This window comes from Pseudogulbenkiania ferrooxidans 2002 (assembly GCF_000174355.1).
In the GTDB taxonomy this organism is placed as follows: domain Bacteria; phylum Pseudomonadota; class Gammaproteobacteria; order Burkholderiales; family Chromobacteriaceae; genus Pseudogulbenkiania; species Pseudogulbenkiania ferrooxidans.
Genome location: NZ_ACIS01000004.1, coordinates 246043 through 261444, shown reverse-complemented (window position 1 = coordinate 261444; position 15402 = coordinate 246043). Strand labels below are relative to the sequence as shown.

General features: G+C 63.8%; 19 protein-coding genes. 18 read left to right on the top strand and 1 reads right to left on the bottom strand.

The annotated features are described in order from the left end of the window. The 10 genes from FURADRAFT_RS08595 to FURADRAFT_RS08550 all read left to right on the top strand — a co-directional run bounded on the left by FURADRAFT_RS08595 (nucleotide 1) and on the right by FURADRAFT_RS08550 (nucleotide 8513). Nucleotides 1-423 carry a gp436 family protein gene (locus FURADRAFT_RS08595; RefSeq protein WP_008953739.1) on the top strand — a complete coding sequence of 141 codons (423 nt, stop codon included), beginning with the start codon at nucleotides 1-3 and terminating at the stop codon, nucleotides 421-423. Next, nucleotides 417-1082 (top strand): phage protein Gp37, encoded by a 666-nt coding sequence (locus FURADRAFT_RS08590; RefSeq protein ID WP_008953738.1) that lies wholly within the window; start codon nucleotides 417-419, stop codon nucleotides 1080-1082. The genes FURADRAFT_RS08595 and FURADRAFT_RS08590 overlap by 7 nt, the downstream gene beginning before the upstream one ends. Beyond that, a complete protein-coding gene (locus tag FURADRAFT_RS08585; protein WP_008953737.1) occupies nucleotides 1079-1279 on the top strand; it encodes a hypothetical protein in 201 nt (66 codons plus the stop codon). Before FURADRAFT_RS08590 ends, FURADRAFT_RS08585 begins: the two co-directional genes overlap by 4 nt. Continuing rightward, on the top strand, nucleotides 1276-2694 hold the full coding sequence (locus FURADRAFT_RS08580; RefSeq protein WP_008953736.1) for a phage tail sheath subtilisin-like domain-containing protein: 1419 nt from the start codon (nucleotides 1276-1278) through the stop codon (nucleotides 2692-2694). Before FURADRAFT_RS08585 ends, FURADRAFT_RS08580 begins: the two co-directional genes overlap by 4 nt. 10 nt (nucleotides 2695-2704) lie before the next feature. Then, nucleotides 2705-3073: a hypothetical protein gene (locus FURADRAFT_RS08575; RefSeq protein WP_008953735.1), complete on the top strand. Its 369-nt coding sequence runs from the start codon at nucleotides 2705-2707 to the stop codon at nucleotides 3071-3073. Then, the gene (locus FURADRAFT_RS08570; RefSeq protein ID WP_008953734.1) at nucleotides 3073-3399 is read left to right on the top strand and encodes a hypothetical protein; all 327 of its coding nucleotides are present in this window, start codon (nucleotides 3073-3075) and stop codon (nucleotides 3397-3399) included. Before FURADRAFT_RS08575 ends, FURADRAFT_RS08570 begins: the two co-directional genes overlap by 1 nt. A 160-nt stretch (nucleotides 3400-3559) precedes the next feature. Further along, on the top strand, nucleotides 3560-5545 hold the full coding sequence (locus tag FURADRAFT_RS08565) for a phage tail tape measure protein (protein ID WP_008953732.1): 1986 nt from the start codon (nucleotides 3560-3562) through the stop codon (nucleotides 5543-5545). Next, nucleotides 5545-6774, top strand: a complete 1230-nt coding sequence (locus FURADRAFT_RS08560; RefSeq protein ID WP_008953731.1) for a DNA circularization protein — start codon at nucleotides 5545-5547, stop codon at nucleotides 6772-6774. The genes FURADRAFT_RS08565 and FURADRAFT_RS08560 overlap by 1 nt, the downstream gene beginning before the upstream one ends. Beyond that, a complete protein-coding gene (locus FURADRAFT_RS08555; RefSeq protein WP_008953730.1) occupies nucleotides 6758-7882 on the top strand; it encodes a phage baseplate assembly protein in 1125 nt (374 codons plus the stop codon). The genes FURADRAFT_RS08560 and FURADRAFT_RS08555 overlap by 17 nt, the downstream gene beginning before the upstream one ends. Beyond that, complete coding sequence (locus tag FURADRAFT_RS08550; RefSeq protein WP_008953729.1) at nucleotides 7866-8513, top strand: phage baseplate assembly protein V; 648 nt, start codon at nucleotides 7866-7868, stop codon at nucleotides 8511-8513. The genes FURADRAFT_RS08555 and FURADRAFT_RS08550 overlap by 17 nt, the downstream gene beginning before the upstream one ends. A 31-nt stretch (nucleotides 8514-8544) precedes the next feature. Here FURADRAFT_RS08550 and FURADRAFT_RS20520 read toward each other — a convergent pair whose 3' ends face one another. After that, entirely contained in the window at nucleotides 8545-9369 is an 825-nt protein-coding gene (locus FURADRAFT_RS20520) for a hypothetical protein (protein ID WP_008953728.1), read from the bottom strand. Between the two features lie 246 nt (nucleotides 9370-9615). Here FURADRAFT_RS20520 and FURADRAFT_RS08545 point away from each other — a divergent pair, with 246 nt between their 5' ends. The 8 genes from FURADRAFT_RS08545 to FURADRAFT_RS08510 all read left to right on the top strand — a co-directional run bounded on the left by FURADRAFT_RS08545 (nucleotide 9616) and on the right by FURADRAFT_RS08510 (nucleotide 15040). After that, entirely contained in the window at nucleotides 9616-9966 is a 351-nt protein-coding gene (locus FURADRAFT_RS08545) for a phage GP46 family protein (protein ID WP_008953727.1), read from the top strand. Next, nucleotides 9963-11036: a baseplate J/gp47 family protein gene (locus tag FURADRAFT_RS08540; RefSeq protein ID WP_008953726.1), complete on the top strand. Its 1074-nt coding sequence runs from the start codon at nucleotides 9963-9965 to the stop codon at nucleotides 11034-11036. Before FURADRAFT_RS08545 ends, FURADRAFT_RS08540 begins: the two co-directional genes overlap by 4 nt. Continuing rightward, nucleotides 11033-11608 carry a YmfQ family protein gene (locus FURADRAFT_RS08535; RefSeq protein ID WP_008953725.1) on the top strand — a complete coding sequence of 192 codons (576 nt, stop codon included), beginning with the start codon at nucleotides 11033-11035 and terminating at the stop codon, nucleotides 11606-11608. The genes FURADRAFT_RS08540 and FURADRAFT_RS08535 overlap by 4 nt, the downstream gene beginning before the upstream one ends. Before the next feature lie 2 nt (nucleotides 11609-11610). Beyond that, nucleotides 11611-12732 carry a hypothetical protein gene (locus FURADRAFT_RS08530; RefSeq protein WP_008953724.1) on the top strand — a complete coding sequence of 374 codons (1122 nt, stop codon included), beginning with the start codon at nucleotides 11611-11613 and terminating at the stop codon, nucleotides 12730-12732. Between the two features lie 2 nt (nucleotides 12733-12734). After that, nucleotides 12735-13499 carry a DUF4376 domain-containing protein gene (locus FURADRAFT_RS19880; RefSeq protein ID WP_008953723.1) on the top strand — a complete coding sequence of 255 codons (765 nt, stop codon included), beginning with the start codon at nucleotides 12735-12737 and terminating at the stop codon, nucleotides 13497-13499. Then, entirely contained in the window at nucleotides 13499-13912 is a 414-nt protein-coding gene (locus FURADRAFT_RS08520) for a hypothetical protein (RefSeq protein ID WP_008953722.1), read from the top strand. The genes FURADRAFT_RS19880 and FURADRAFT_RS08520 overlap by 1 nt, the downstream gene beginning before the upstream one ends. Before the next feature lie 167 nt (nucleotides 13913-14079). Next, nucleotides 14080-14298, top strand: coding sequence for a Com family DNA-binding transcriptional regulator (locus FURADRAFT_RS20135; RefSeq protein ID WP_081455947.1), 219 nt, complete (start codon nucleotides 14080-14082; stop codon nucleotides 14296-14298). Continuing rightward, nucleotides 14246-15040, top strand: a complete 795-nt coding sequence (locus tag FURADRAFT_RS08510; protein WP_008953721.1) for a DNA adenine methylase — start codon at nucleotides 14246-14248, stop codon at nucleotides 15038-15040. The genes FURADRAFT_RS20135 and FURADRAFT_RS08510 overlap by 53 nt, the downstream gene beginning before the upstream one ends. Nucleotides 15041-15402 lie beyond the last annotated feature (362 nt).

Here is a 15402-nt window from a genome sequence, read left to right as displayed (position 1 = left end):
GTGAGCTACGCGACCCGCCAGGACATGGTGACCACCATCGGTGAGCGCGAGCTGATCGAGCTGACCGACCGCGAACAGACCGGCGCCATCAACGACAGTGTGTTGGCCGGCGCCCTGGCCACGGCCGAGGCCGAGGTGGACTCCTACCTGGCGGGCCGCTACCCGCTGCCGTTTCCCAACCCACCGCTGGTGCTCACGGCCTACACCTGCGACATCGCCCGCTATCACCTCGGGCGCGATGGCGACGTGGTGGTGTCGGAAAACATGCGCGAGCGCTACCGCGACGCCATTCGCTACCTGGAGAAGGTGGCCGAGGGCAAGGTCTCCCTCGGCCGCGATGCGACCGGTGAAGAGGTGGCCACGGAAGACACCGTGGTGATGGAATCCGGCGGTCGTGTCTTCGGGAGGTCCGGAGGATGGTAACGGAACCCCTGCTCACCCGTATCCAGGCGGCCATAGTGCAGCGCCTGGAGACCGGCCTCGGCAAGGCCGTGCGTACCTGCGACTACTACGCCGGGGAGATCGACGACCTGGAAAACGCCGTCAAGGCGTTCCCGGCCGCCTATGTCGCCTTCGGTGGCATGGCCGAGGGAGACCACCGCCGCATGGGCAAACCGGACTGGAAGGAAACCGGCACCTTCGTGGTGGTGGTCGGCGACCGCCTGGTGCGGCGCTCGCAAGGGCTGCGCGTCGGTGCCGGCCCGGCCACCGCCGACATCGGCGTCAATCGCCTGGTGTGGGCGGTGCGCCGGCTGCTGGCAGGCCAGAAGCTGGGGCTGCCGATCAGCCGTTTGGAACCAGGCAAGGTGAAAACCCTGGTCAATACCCAGATCGCCAGCAACAGCTGGGGAGTGATGTCGGTGGAGTTCAAGAGCACCTGGGAGGAAACCGCGCTGCCGGACGGCAGCTGGCCCGCCCCGGAAGGCCCGGAGCATCCCGACGCCCTCTTCCCCCTCCTGGGCGGTAAGACCGAAGCACCATTGCCCTGGCTGGGTGGCTTCAACGTAGGCCTGTATCAGCCCGGCAAGGATACCCCGTCCATCAACTTCGAAACCCACGTCAACGAGGAGAGCCCATCGTGACAAAAACCCTGAACGTCCAGGCGGCACCGGGTGGACTGGTGCCCAAGGAATTCAACCCGCGCGAGCACATCACCGACGCCGAGCCGGTGGACGTACCGTCCACCGCCTATTACCGCAGCCTGATCCGCGAAGGCAGCCTGGTGGAAGTGGCGGACAAGGCGGCCCCCCGTAAACCGAAGGCCGAGGACAAGGCATGAACATCACCTTCGACAAGATTCCGTCGTCCATCCGCACGCCGGGCAAGTACATCGAGTTCTATACTCGTGCCGCCCTGAAGAGCCTGCCGGCCAACCGTCAACGCACCGTGCTGGTGGCGCCGAAGCTGACCAATGTGCTGACCAGCAACGCCAGCCCGGTGATCGACGTGTACAGCGACGAGGAAGCGGCCGCCTACTGCGGCTATGGCTCGGTGGGTCACCTGATGGCACGCGCCTTCATCCGGGCCAACCCCTATGGCGCACTGTCCCTGGTGCTGCTGGGCGATGATGCTGCCGGTCTGGCCGCTAGCGGCAAGATCACGCTGGCCACTAGCGCGACCACCAGCGGCACGCTGATCGTCAGCATCGGCGCCGAGACCCTGCGCCTGGCCGTCGATGCCGGCACCACGCCTGCGGCAGCCGCCGCCAAGGTAGTGGCGGCCGTCGCGGCGCAGCCGGCGCTGCCGGTGACCGCTGCCGCCGCCGGTGGCGAGGTGACCTTCACCGCCAAGCACAAGGCCGCCGTTGGCAACGACATCAAGCTCGCGGCCAGCCTGACCGCCGACAGCATGACAGCGGCCGTGACCGCCATGGCGGGCGGCGCCAACGACGCCAGCCTACAGTCGGCGCTGGATGCCATCCAGGCGGCCGGCCACGACCTGGTGGTCTGCCCGTTCGCCACCAGTGCCGCCGCCCTGGAACTGCGCGAGCACCTGGAATACGTCGGCGGCCCACGCGAGAAACGCTGGGCACTCGGGACGCTGGCCCATACCGGCACGCTGGCCAGCGCCATGGGGCTGCAGGCTGCAATCAACAGCGAGTGGATCTCGCTGCCCTGGTATCGCGGCGCCAAGCGCCTACCGGCTGAGATCGCGGCCGCCTATGCCGCCGTGGTCGCCAGCGAGGAAGACCCGGCCCGGCCGTTGAACACACTGGAACTGGTGGGCCTGGACGTGGTGGACGTGACCCAGCAAGCCTCCAACACCGAGGTGGAGAACGCGCTGTGGAACGGCATCACCCCTCTGACGGTGGGCGAAGGCAACCGTGTAGTGATCAGCCGCGCCATCACCACCTACACCAAGACGGTGGACGGTACCGCCGACCCGACCATGCTGGACATCACCACGCCGCGCTCGCTGATCTACGGTGCCAAGGCGGTGCTGCAGAAGCTGAACCGCGAGTTCCCGCGCGAGAAGAAGAGCCAGCGCACCCAGGAAAAGGTGTGGTCGGCCTGCTTCGACGTATGTCTCAGCCTGGAAGAGCTGGAGATTTACCAGAACGTGGAGCAGCACAAGGCCGAGCTAGTGGTGCAAGGCGATGGCCAGGACGTGACGCGCTTCAACATTCGCATCCCGTCCTCGGTGGTGCCTGGGGCGCACATCTTCGCCGTGCGCATGGACTTGATCCTGGAATAAGGGGCTACGCATGACTGCCTACGTCAGCAACATCTTCCTGGACCTGGACGGCCAGGAAGTCGAAGTGGTGTCACTCAATGCCACCACCCGCACCGGCCGCAAGCTGGTGAAGACCATGAACCGCACCGGCCGGGCCAAGGGCTACAGCAAGGGTATTGCCGAGTACGACCTGAAGGTCACCGTGGCGGTGCCGGAAGGTGATGAGCCGGATTGGGACAACATCACCGACAGCCGTATCACCATCACGCCGGACATGCCCGGCAAGAAACGCACGAGCTACCTGGGCTGCTTCAGCATCGAGGTGGGCGAATCGTACAGCGTCGACAACGAACTGCGCCGCGATATCAGCATGGGCGCCCTGCGCAAGGTAGAAGAGTGATGAAGACCGAACCGTTTGAACTGGACTACGGCGTGGAGTGCCAGGGCGTGCTGCACTACCAGGGCGAGGTGCGCCTGAACACCCTGCAGGACGAGATCGATCTGGATCAGGGCGAGGGCTTCCGCAAGGTGGACCTGATGGCCAAGGCCATTGTGCGCCTGGGCGACATCCCGGCCGAGGAGCTGACCGAGGTACTGACCGGGACGTTCTTGGCCAGCGAGATCGAGCCCGACGACTACATCCAAATCGCCGAGGCACAGGACCGGCTCAAAAAAAAGCGCAGGGAGCGGCGCACCGCCAACGCGGCTACCGCGCCCTCTGCGTAGCCCTCGCCCCGCTCGGTCTGACCGCCCCCCAGGTGGCGGCCATGACCGGGCCGGAGATCGACGCTTGGCTGACCGCGCTGGGTGCCAAAACGTCCGCGAAACGCGACCAGCGCGTCATTAGCGAAACCTTCATCTCCCGTCGCCAACCCAGGTCACCCGCATGAGCAGTCGCAACCTAGACCTTTCCCTTACCCTGCGCGCCAAGAACCTGCTCAGCCAGGTGGTGCAAAGTGCCTTCCGCACCGTCGAGCAAGAGTCCCGTACAGGCGCTCGGGCGGTAGAGGACGCCTCGCGCCGCATGGGCAGCGCCGCCCGTGCCCGCGAGCTGCTGGAGGTACGATCCCAGGCCGCCATCCGGCGCGAAATCCAGCAGACCGAGGCGGCCTACAACCGCCTGGCCCGCACCGGCTTCGCCTCGTCCGCCGAACAGTCACGGGCACTGGAGGCCATGCGCAGCAAGGTGGTGGCCTTGCGCCGCGAGATGGACGGCGTCGGCCGTGCCCAGCGCGCCATGCAGCTGGGCGGCAGTGTGGTGAACGCCTGGGCCACGGCGGGCGGCGCGGTGCTGGGTGCCGGCTATGTGGCCGCGCAGCCGATCAAGCGGGTGATGGATTACGACACCCGTCTGCGCTACATGGCTAACACGGCCTATGGCGATCAGAACCGCGCCGGCCGCCGTGCCGGAAAGCAGGAGCTGGACGCCTCGATCCGGAAGGCGGTACGGGAAGGAGGCGGCACCAAGGAAGGCGCGGCCGAAACACTGGATGCCCTGCTGGCTTCCGGCGCCATGTCGCAGAAGAGCGCGACCACCCTGCTGCCGGCGCTGCAGAAGTATTCTACGGCCAGCGGTGCCGGCGCCCAGGACTTGGCCGCCATCGCCATCCGCGCCAAGCAGACCTTTGGCCTGAGCGACGATCAGATCCCGCTCGCCCTAGACAAGGCGATCAAGGCGGGCAAGGCCGGCGGCTTCGAATTGAAGGACATGGCCAAGTGGCTGCCACAACAGATGGCGACGGCCAAGCAGGCCGGCATGTCCGGTATGACCGGGCTGGACACCTTGCTGGCGGCCAACCAGGCATCGGCCATCACCGCCGGCACCAAGGATGAGGCCGGCAACAACCTGGTCAACCTGCTGGCCAAGATCAACAGCCAGGACACGGCCAACGATGCCAAGAAACTCAACATCAACCTGACTGGCACTCTGGCCAAAGCCAGGGAACGCGGCATCAACGGGCTGGATGCCTTTGTCGGCATCGTCGACAAGGTGGTCGGCAAGAACGCCGATTACCAGAAGCTGCAGAAGAAGCTGGAGGCGGCCAAGGGCGACGAGCGCAGGGCGATGCTGGAGTCCATCGGCAACCTGCTGCAGGGCAGCGCCGTCGGCAAACTGGTGCAGGATCGCCAGGCGCTGATGGCCCTGGTCGGCTACATGAACAGCCGCGGCTACGTGAAGGACATCCGTGGCCAGTTGCAGAACGCCAAGGGCACCGGTGAGGAAGACTACGCTTTCATCGCGGAAGGAGCCGGCGCCAAGGTACAGAAAGCGCTCAACGAAAAGGACTTCGCCGAAGTCGACAGCTTTTCCAAGGCATCCGAAGCGGTCGGCGACATCGCCTCCAAGCTGGCCGACTACGCCCAAGCCTACCCCGGCCTGACCCAGGCCATCGTCACCACCACCACGGCCATGAACGTGCTGGCGGCCGCCTCGGTGGCTGCCGGTGCCGGCAACCTGCTGACCGGCGGCGCCGGGAGCAAGCTGGCCGGTTCGGTACTGGGCCGTTCCGGTGCGCTGGTACGCGGCGGTGGCGCCATGCTTGGCCGCGCCGTCACAGGGGGGGCCGGTCTGGTGGTCGGCGCTGGGGCGGCCGGCTGGGAGTTTGGTGGCTGGTTGAACGGCAAAATCACGGGCTCGCTCACCAAAGCCAACGGCGGCAAAGACATGTCGCTGGGCACCTGGCTGTACGAGAAGCTCAACGGCGACAAGGAAAAGGGTCTGCTGGAGGGGCTGAACAAGCAGACCAGCGCGCTCTCCGATCTGGCCAAGCAGCCCATCAAGCTGGAGTCCCGAACCGTCCTGCAGATCGACGGCCGCACGCTGACCGAGACCGTCAACACCCATAACACCACCACCGGGAGGCGCGGCTGATGGCCTGGGAAGATACCCTGCTGGACGCCAGTTACAAGGGCGTCCGCTTCGACATTCAGGCGGTTTCCGCCAGCGGTGGCCGCGATCTGGCGCGGGTCGGCCTTCCCTACCAGAACGGGGAGCAGATCACCGATACCGGCGGCCGCAGCAAAACCTTCACGGTCAATGCCATCTTTTGGGGCGACGACTACGAGGCCCGCCTGAAAGCGTTCCTCGACGTCGTGGATGCCGGCGGCCCAGGCGAGTTTATCCACCCCATCTACGGCCCCCTGGTCGAGTGCCATGTCCAGGACTGGAGCGAGGATCACAACACCGACCTGGTCGACGGCTGCATGCTGCGCCTGACGCTGGTGCTGGGCGGGGCGCGGCAGTCGCTGTTCGAACGCGAGCTGCCGGCAGCCAAAGCGGCCGGCGCGGCCAATCTGGCCGACACGGCACGCGGGCTGGCGGTGCTGAATTTCGCCGATGCGTTCAACCTCATCCTCAATCTGCGGGGCAGTTTTGCTCGCAGCAACGCCTGGAAAAACACCCTGTTGTCGGTGATGACGGATGCACGCTCGCTGGTCGGTATGACCACCCATACCGCAAGCCAGATGATCAGCGCTCCCCAGGACTTCACCGTCGATCTAGCCGGGTTGTTGGACGGGCTGGTGAACCTGCGCTGGACGAAGGGCAGCACCGGCGAGTTCAGCGCCCTGCGCAACAGCTTCAAAGAGATCGTCAAGCTGCCGGCCAAGAGTAACGACACCGGCGCCGCCGCCGATCTGATCAACCGCCCCTATCCGGCCGATGTGGCCAAGACCACCGCCGTGATGCAGGCGCTGACCGTCACCGAGCTGGCGACGGTCACGGCCGGCGTGCTGCAGGACGAAGCCGAAACCGCCACTCTCTCGCCGCCGCAGATCGAAATCATGGTCAACGGCGTGCGTGAGGAACTGCGGGCGACCATCGACGCTTACCGGGAGCTGTACCCGCTGGAGGAGTCGGTGCCAGCCGTGGAAGCACTCAAGGCCACGGCACATAACCTGCTGGTGGCCGCCATCGCGGTCATCAACAGCCGCCCGCCACTGATTGCCCGCGAAGTGGAAGCGTCCGGCAACCTGCACCTGATCGCCCACTGGTGGTATGGCGACAGCAGCCGTGCGGCGGAATTGGCTCGGCTCAATCCCCAGGTACGCAACCCCAACTTCATCGCCGCCGGAGAGGTGCTGAATGCCTACGCACGCTGACAACGATGCCGTGTCGCTGGTGGTGGGCGGCAAGTTCCACAGCAACTGGAGCCGCTACGAGATCGACTCCGACCTGATGAAAGCCGCTGACGGCTGGTCATTCGACCTGTTCACCGGGGGTGAGGCGTTGCCGGCTTCGGTCTACGAGGGTGCGCCCATGGAAGTGCGCGTCGGCCAGGAACGGGTGATGGTGGGTTACATCGACGACATCGTGGAAACCGACAACCGCGAGAACCTGGCCGTCAGCCTCACCGGACGCGACCTGGTCGGCCAGCTGCTGGACTGTTCGGCGCCGATCTTTGCCGCCAACCAGATCACTCTGGAAAACATCATCAAGCAGGCCGCCCTCCCCTTGGGCATCAAGCGCTACCGCATCGAGGCCGAACGCATGCGTCGTCACGACCGCTTGGCCATCGACCCCGGCATGACCGCGTGGGATGCGGTGCGCGAGGCCGCCGAGGTGGCCGGACTGTGGCCCTGGCTGGAGCCGGACGGCACACTGGTGGTGGGCGGCCCGGACTACACCCAGGCACCCGTGGCCACGCTGATCCTGTCGCGCAGCCAGCCGGAGAAGAACAACGTGATCCGCATTACCCGCACCCGCAGCATGGCCGACCGCGCCAGCGAGATCACCGTGCTGGCCCAGGGGCACGGTACCGACCAGGCCGAGGGCAAGCACGCCATCAAGACCACGGTGCGCGACCGGGGCGTGAGCCTGTACCGGCCGAGTATCGTGACCTGTGCCGATGCCGACGATGCCGACGTGGCCAATAGCTACGCGCACAAGCTGCAGGCCGACAGCCGGCTCAACGGGCTGACGCTGCAGGTGGAAGTGCCAGGGCACCGCACCGAGAGCGGCCAGCTGTGGAAGCCCGGCCAGCGCGTGGTGTTGTGGTGGGAGAGCAAGGGCGTCAATGCCGTGTTCTTCCTGGTGCAGCGCAAGCTAGTCGGTGGCCGTGGCCAGGCCAAGCGCACCGTGTTGACTCTGAAAGAGGATGGCGTGTGGCAGGTATTCGCCATCCCCCAGGACAAGCGCGGCGGCAAGCGCAAAGGTCGCAAGAAGAAAGACACAGGACCGGGAGAGATCATCAATGTGGAAGGATATTGACCGCCGCATCGCCGGAGCGATGGCGCGAGTGCGCCAGGTGTACCGGGGCGTCATCACCCTGGCCAGCACCGACGGCCCGGTGATGCTGGTGCAACTGAAGGGATTGAGCACCGAAGGCCAGGACGGCATCGAGCTGTTCCAGCACTTCGGCCTGACCAGCTGCCCACCACCCGGCACCATGGCGGTGGCCGTCCCCATCGGTGGCAAGACCGCGCACTCCATCGTGATCGCCACCGAGAACGGCAGCCTGCGCATGAAGAACCTGAAGTCTGGCGAGACCGCCCTGTATTCGTCCGAAGGCGCCCACGTCCATATCAAACAAGGCCGCGTGGTGGCGGTGGACTGCGACCGCTACGAGGTGACCTGCAAAAGCTACAGTGTCAGCGCCAGCGACGGCGCTCGCTTCGACACGCCCAATCTGGAAGCCACCCAAGAGGTCACTGCCCAAGGCCAGCTGAACGGTAATGGCGGCATGGCGATCAAGGGCGGCGATGGTGCGACGTTTGAGGGCGACGTTAATCAGACTGGCGGCAACTACACAACTAACGGGGATGTGGTGGCCAGCGGGACAAGCTTGCATGGGCACAAGCACAACGGGGATTCGGGTGGGGTGACGAGTGGGCCGGTATGAGTCCGGCCCGAATATTCGTCAAAGTTGCTTGTTACATCGGTGTTGTTTTTCCCTGCCAAAGCTGATCAGGAAGATAAGACGCTGGAAGGTGATCCAATTTAGCCAATATAGCTCTCAGGTTGGCCCCTCTCTTCTTATGGGCCATCAGAACTAGCCGAGTTCCAAATTCAGAAGGGTTATGCATGCCGGGCCACCTGGACTCAACTACTTCATAGTTGTATTTGCCCGCAATGGTTTTGAACTCCTCCAGATTGTCCCGAAGATTCTCAGGATAGGGCTCAGTAGTGATCAGGTAGCGACCATCCTTGTCTCGCCAAACTTTTTGATGGTCAAAGCAGAGAAGACCCCGTGCAGCTTGGGGAATGCCAACCAATGCTGTTTGCCAAGCAAAAGATGGTTTGAGCCCGGTGGCATCAAGAAAAACAAGGTGGCGGGCTATGCATGCAATCGTCTCTCTTGCTCGCGACTGTGGATTATTTTTATCCATTTCCGAACCATTGAACCGGGTAGGAACTCGAATTTTCCCTTGTTCTTTATCAAACCAAGCCCCTTGCCAAAAATCGTGTCTTAGATTTACTGGTGGAAATAGCTCAATTAGATTTGATTGTAACTTTAGGTCAATTCGCTCCAACCAATACTGACGCGGAGTTTCTCTCCAAGAGGTTTCAATTACGCCTGGATAAAAAACGGTGGGACTTTGATACGAATTGGTGAAATGGCGCCAGTTCTCAAAGCCATTTAAGCGCGCAGCCTGATCAAGTGCTTGGAGTCGGGTAAGAGAGGCATCTTTCTTGCGGAGCTTTCTAGCCTCGCATTGAAGATGATGGGCAAAGGGCGATTCCTGCTGAGGTGCCATGTAAATTCTCCATGCCACGCACAAAGTCATCCGGCTACCAATGTATATGGCACAAGAAAATCACATGGAAACTGAAGCACAGAAGGCAGTGCTGATGCAGCTTTGCTATCGCCGGACGGAGCGCTCCTGCCAAGAGCGTTGTCACATTATGACGAGCCATTGAAACAGCGTCAATTCAAACCTACCCTGACCCACTGACATTCAGCATATCCACTCCCCGCACTCCATGCCCGGACAATTCCGGGCATGGACGCTTTCATCTCCCCCCAAACCCGCGACTACGACGGAACCCAGGTCACCAGCCTGGAAAACGCCGTCTACCTGCGCCTGACCACGCCGCGCGGCAGCCTGTGGCATGACCCTACGCTCGGTTCGCGTCTGCACCTGCTGGCTCGCGAAAAGGACGTCGCCCGTGTGCGTCGCCTTGGCGAGGAGTACGTGCGCGAGGCGCTGCAGCCGCTGCTGGACGATGGCCGCGCGTTATCGCTGGAGGTCTTCGGCATTCGCCTGGAACGCGGCTTCATCGCCGTCTATGCCCAGCTGACCGACGCCAACGGCAATGCCGTGCCGCTCAATGCATGGGTGCCCGTGTCATGACCTTCGCCACCAAGACTCTTCCCGACATCCGTGACGACTACTTGCGCGAGTTGTCGAGCAACGACAGCAGCCAACACACCGCGCCGGACTCGGACAACTACCAGCATGCCAGTGCGGTGGGCAGCGTGGTGGAAGGCGCCTATGCCCACCAAGCGTGGCTGAAGCGTCAGCTGTCGGCCGAGGACTGTGACGACGACATCCTGCTGCTCTACGCACGGGATCGCGGTTTGAACCTGAAGCCGGCCACCTATGCACAAGGCACGCTGGTACTGCAGGGGACGGCCGGTCTGTCTGTGCCCGTCGGTACCGTCGCCTTGCGCAGTGACGGCTCCAGCTACCGCACCACGGCTGAGGCGGTGGCGGACGCCAACGGCCTCGCCCGGCCACCCGCCATCGCCATCGTTGCCGGCACCGATGGCAATGCCGCTGACGGCACCAGCATCACGCTGCAGATCGCACCGGAGGGCTTCCAGCCCAAGGGCACGTTGGAGGACATGGATGGCGGCCAGCCACAGGAAAGCATCTCCGCGCTGCGTGCCCGCTACCTGGAATTGATCCGGCGCCCGCCGGCCGGCGGCAACAAATACGACTGGCCCCGCTGGGCCAAGGAAGTGCCCGGCGTGGAGCAAGCCTGGTGCTTCCCGACCCGGCGCGGGCTGGGCACGGTCGACGTGGTAATTCTGGCTGCCAAGGGCGCCCTGCCTTCGGCGGAGCTGATCGAAGCGGTCCACCTGTACCTGGCCGAACAGCGCAACGTCACCGGCAAGAACTACCTGGTATTGGCCCCCACCCTGCACCCGGTGGATATCCATGTGCGTATCAAGCTGTTGGCGGGTTACACCCGCGAACAGGTTTCAGCTGCCATCGCTTCGGCCCTGCAGGACTATTTTTCCCGACTGATACCGGGGGAAACCGCCATCCGGAGCAGCATCGAAACCATCATCTCCACGCTGGCCGGCGTGGCCGACCGCGAGGTGCTGACCCCGCCGGCCAACGTGACCGCCACGGTTGATGCCAATGTGGTCGAGTGGCTCACCCTGGGGGCAGTCCTCGTCGAGTTGATGCCATGACGACCAGCCGTCACGCGCAGCTGCTGCTGCGCCTGCTGCCGCCGGTAGCGTACGACCCCAACGGCCTTCACGTTGGCCTGCGCGCCCAGGCTGCCGGCACGGTGCTGGACGATCTGGACGACAACTACCGTGCCCTGGTGAGCGCACTGTCACCGGTGAGTGCCAATGACCTGCTGTCGCTGTGGGAGCGAAACCTCGCCATCGAACCGGAATATGGCGCGCCGTATGCCTCACGCGTGGCCCGCATTCTGTCGCGGCTGCGTGAAACCGGCGGGCTGTCCCTCCCCTACTTCACCCGTATTGCGGCTGGCCTGGGCTACCAGATCGACATCGAGGAGCAAGGTGCCCGCGTGTTGGGCCAGACCTGGTGCGGCATGCGCTTGCGCCACCCAGACACCCTATGGGTGTGGACGGTGCACGTCGGCGGGCCGCCAGTGCGCATCTGGCATGCCCGCTGCGGCAGTTCTCGGTGCGGTGAGCGGCTAACCATGGTGTCCGACCCGATCATCGAAACGCTGTTTAACGATCTGAAACCGGCAGATACCCGCTGCCTTTTCTACTACGAGGGATAGTCATGATTCCACTTAAGGAATGGACGAACGGGACGCCCGAAAACAACTACCAGGATGGCACCCAGCTGGATGCGGCCGACTTCGAGAGCTGGAACAAGGAGCTGTTGGCGGTATTGACTGCCGCTGCAATTGCGCCCGACGCCGCCGCATTCGACCAACTGCTGAAGGCCATCAAGTCTTTGTCGTGGGGCAACCTCAATCGCCGCGTGGCCAGCCAGGTCGAGGCGGAAGCGGGCCTAGACGATACCTACCAGATGACGTCTTTGAAGGTGGCGCAGGCCATTGCCAAGCGTTCCGGCATGCCCGCCGGCATCCCGCTCGACTGGCCCGGGATCACCCCGCCATCGTGGGCGGTGGTGCGCGACGGCTCGGCCCTGAACCGCGCCAGCTATGCCTCGCTGTTCGCAGCGCGTTGCCCGACGCGCAGCGGCACGCTGACCAATGGGCAGACCACCGTCACCGGCCTGTCGACCACGCTCGACATGTGGGTGGGCGAGCCCGTCGAGTGCGCAGGCCTACCTGCAGGGGCTACGGTGGCCAGCATTACCGGCCTGACCTCCATCACCGTGTCGGTCAATGCGACCGTCAGCGTCATACAGACGCTGACGCTGTTCCCGTTCGGCTACGGTTCGGGCGGCGGCGCGACGACGTTCGGCGTACCCGATGATCGCGGCCTGCATATCCGTGCCTACGATTCCGGGCGTGGTTACGAACAATCCACGCTGACCGCCAACACCACCAACGCAAGTAACGTGCTGTCCGGTATCTCGTCGACGCGCGGGCTTTTTGTCGGTATGCCGGTAGCGGGCACCGGCATACCGACAAACTCCACCATCACCGAGATTCCCAGCTCTACGACAGTCAAGATTTCGGCCAACTCTACAGCGACCGCTACCGCTAGAGCGCTGACAGTCACCGGGCGGCAGGTCGGCGCAGAGGGCGATGACGAGATCAAGAGTCACACGCATACTCGCTATCGCTCGGGTTCTGCTAGTACCAACGACAACTCTATGGCCAGTGGTTCGACTCAGGACGCGGCGGTGGGAGGTATCACCGCAACCGGCGGCCCGGAAAACAACGTCAAGCGCCGCATCTACCTGCCCATCATCACCATTGGAGCCTGAGCATGTTCGTCTACAACTACCATCACGACACCGGCGAGTGCATCGGCAAGGTGCCGGCCAACGAATCGCCGCGCGAACCGGGCGAATATCTGGTGCCGGCGTTCGCCACGCCAGCCGCTCCGCCACCCACCAGCGCTCGAGAGTGTGTGTGCTATCTGGATGCCGGCGGCGGCGTCCCGGCCAGCCACACCGACGGCAGCTGGCAGGTTCAGCCTGACTGGCGAGGACTCCCGCTGTGGGATACCGCCACTGGTCAGCCGGTGACGATACTCCGACCCGGCGTGGCGCCAGACGAGATCGGTGCGACCGACATCGAGCGGGCCGACCCGGCGACAGTGTGGGATGGGACGAGCTGGGTGCCGGACCCCATGCTGATCGAGCAACAGTTGACGTACCGCCGCACTGAGCTGCTGGACGCCATCAACGCCGAACGCAACCGACTCGAAGCGGCAGGGTTCCCCTATCTAGGCAAAGTACTGGACTCCACACCGCGCAGCGTCCAGCGCATCACCGCCGCCGCGCTCGCAGCCCAGGCCGCGCTGGCGGCTGGCCAGACGTTCACTCTCGACTGGACCTGCGCCGACAACAGCACACTGACACTCGACGCTGTCGGCGTGATCGGCATGCCGGTAGCACTGGCCCAGCATGCGGCGGCTCTGCATACCCATGCCCGCACGCTCAAAGCGGAGGCTGAAGCCGCCGTCGACCAAGCCGGGCTGGACGCGATCGATGTTCAGGCAGGATGGCCTGGCGGAATGGTGGCGTGATGGCTTGGCGCTACCGGCTCGACCACCCCTATCTCCACACCTCGCCGCACCTGGTCGGCGTGGAGTACCGGAACGACTGGATCGACATCCGCCCCCACGGCACGATCCTGATCCAGCCCGGCTATGCATGGGACGGCTGCAGCCCCGCCTGGCGCTTGCCAGGTGGGCTGTGGCTCGGCACGCCGGACGGGCCGCTCGGCGTTGACGGGCGTCCACTGTCATACCACGCCAGCCTGGTGCATGACGCCTTGTGTCAGTGGAAGCGCGAGATTCCGATCCGCCAGCGCGCCACGGTGCGGGTGTTCGCCGAGCTGCTGCAGCTGGCCGGGGCTCCGCCGTGGCGGGTGTGGCTGTACGCCAGTGCTGTGGCCCGGCTCGGGCCGCAAGGCTTTGGCGGAGATGTGACGATGTAGAAAATAGGTAACACCGTATTGAACGAGAGACAGCGACCGGTCGGGTGCTACGAACACCCGGCCGGCCAGCTGACCCGCAGTCCATACCTGCAAGTCACCCCAAGGCTGCCGCTTTCGACGTCAAAAGCGCGGCAAGTTTAGCGGGTTTTTTGGCAAAACGCTTGCAGATGAACAACACCAACGACATCCGATGCGGTCAGTGCGACCGCAAACTGGCCGAAGGCCGTTACCTCGAATTGACCATCAAGTGCCCGCGCTGCCGGGCCATCAATCACCTGAAGGCCGAGAGCCTCACCCCCGAGCGCCAGCGAGCGCCCCGACCAGGAGAAACCGATGGACACCAGTCCTATCATCCCTTGGCTGGGCGGCAAGCGACGCCTAGCTGACAAACTGATGCCCTTGTTCCCGCCGCACGAGTGCTACGTGGAGCTGTTCTGTGGCGGGGCGGCGCTCTACTTCCTGCGTCACGTCCCTGCCCCAGTCGAGGTGCTAAACGATGTGAATGGCGAACTCGTCAACCTCTACCGGGTGGTCCAGCACCATCTGGAGGAGTTCGTGCGCCAGTTCAAGTGGGCGATCAGTAGCCGCGAGGTGTTCAAGTGGCAGCAGCTGACCCGCCCGGAGACGCTGACCGACATCCAGCGCGCGGCGCGCTTCTACTACCTGCAGCACCATGCGTTCGCGGGCAAGGTGACCGGCCAGACTTTCGGCACCGCGACCACCGGCCCGGCGATCAATCTGTGCCGCATCGAGGAGAACCTCAGCGCCGCGCACCTACGGCTGTCCGGCACCTACGTCGAGCACCTGCCGTGGCAGGACTGCCTGAAGCGCTACGACCGGCCGCACACCTTCTTCTACGCCGACCCACCGTACTGGCAGACCGAGGGCTACGGCGTGCCGTTCGAGTTTAACCAGTACGAACAACTGGCTGAGGCGATGCGGACGTGCAAGGGAAAGGTCATGGTCAGCATCAACGACCATCCCGATATTCGGGCGGTATTTGATGGTTTCCACATGGAGGAACTGGGGATCAAGTACAGCGTGGCCAACGCCCAAGGTGCCCCCGACACCAGCCGGGAGCTGGTGATCATGAACTGGCGGCCTGACATGTTGGGCGGGCTGTTCTAAGCTAGGCGTATAGTCCCGCTCAGGGTCGGGGTTGTATGCCAAAAATCCCGCAAAATCGGGGTTTTAGTGTGGTGGCGGTCTATGTCAAAACGCTTGCAAAATTTTGCCAAAACGACCGCGAAGCTACAGTAAGGCCATACGAAAGCCTCATCAAGCTATCCACAGCCATCGCTGAATAACCCTGTGGATAAGCCATGAATAACCCGAAAAACCCTTTTCGGGTTAGCCACTTGCCGTTACCGCCCAAAAAACCGTCAAAATCCTGCAAGATTTCCCCACAAACTCACAACCCGGCTGAATAGTACCGTGGACAGTCTGTGGAAAACAGCAACAAGAGCTTGTTACAAAAGAGAAAAATCAAG

Coding starts and splice junctions, on each gene's coding strand:
- FURADRAFT_RS08590 (WP_008953738.1), top strand. CDS start 417: ATGGTAACGGAACCCCTGCTCACCCGTATCCAGGCGGCCATAGTGCAG.
- FURADRAFT_RS08580 (WP_008953736.1), top strand. CDS start 1,276: ATGAACATCACCTTCGACAAGATTCCGTCGTCCATCCGCACGCCGGGC.
- FURADRAFT_RS08575 (WP_008953735.1), top strand. CDS start 2,705: ATGACTGCCTACGTCAGCAACATCTTCCTGGACCTGGACGGCCAGGAA.
- FURADRAFT_RS08570 (WP_008953734.1), top strand. CDS start 3,073: ATGAAGACCGAACCGTTTGAACTGGACTACGGCGTGGAGTGCCAGGGC.
- FURADRAFT_RS08565 (WP_008953732.1), top strand. CDS start 3,560: ATGAGCAGTCGCAACCTAGACCTTTCCCTTACCCTGCGCGCCAAGAAC.
- FURADRAFT_RS08560 (WP_008953731.1), top strand. CDS start 5,545: ATGGCCTGGGAAGATACCCTGCTGGACGCCAGTTACAAGGGCGTCCGC.
- FURADRAFT_RS08555 (WP_008953730.1), top strand. CDS start 6,758: ATGCCTACGCACGCTGACAACGATGCCGTGTCGCTGGTGGTGGGCGGC.
- FURADRAFT_RS08550 (WP_008953729.1), top strand. CDS start 7,866: ATGTGGAAGGATATTGACCGCCGCATCGCCGGAGCGATGGCGCGAGTG.
- FURADRAFT_RS20520 (WP_008953728.1), bottom strand. CDS start 9,369: ATGGCACCTCAGCAGGAATCGCCCTTTGCCCATCATCTTCAATGCGAG.
- FURADRAFT_RS08545 (WP_008953727.1), top strand. CDS start 9,616: ATGGACGCTTTCATCTCCCCCCAAACCCGCGACTACGACGGAACCCAG.
- FURADRAFT_RS08540 (WP_008953726.1), top strand. CDS start 9,963: ATGACCTTCGCCACCAAGACTCTTCCCGACATCCGTGACGACTACTTG.
- FURADRAFT_RS08535 (WP_008953725.1), top strand. CDS start 11,033: ATGACGACCAGCCGTCACGCGCAGCTGCTGCTGCGCCTGCTGCCGCCG.
- FURADRAFT_RS08530 (WP_008953724.1), top strand. CDS start 11,611: ATGATTCCACTTAAGGAATGGACGAACGGGACGCCCGAAAACAACTAC.
- FURADRAFT_RS19880 (WP_008953723.1), top strand. CDS start 12,735: ATGTTCGTCTACAACTACCATCACGACACCGGCGAGTGCATCGGCAAG.
- FURADRAFT_RS08520 (WP_008953722.1), top strand. CDS start 13,499: ATGGCTTGGCGCTACCGGCTCGACCACCCCTATCTCCACACCTCGCCG.
- FURADRAFT_RS20135 (WP_081455947.1), top strand. CDS start 14,080: ATGAACAACACCAACGACATCCGATGCGGTCAGTGCGACCGCAAACTG.
- FURADRAFT_RS08510 (WP_008953721.1), top strand. CDS start 14,246: ATGGACACCAGTCCTATCATCCCTTGGCTGGGCGGCAAGCGACGCCTA.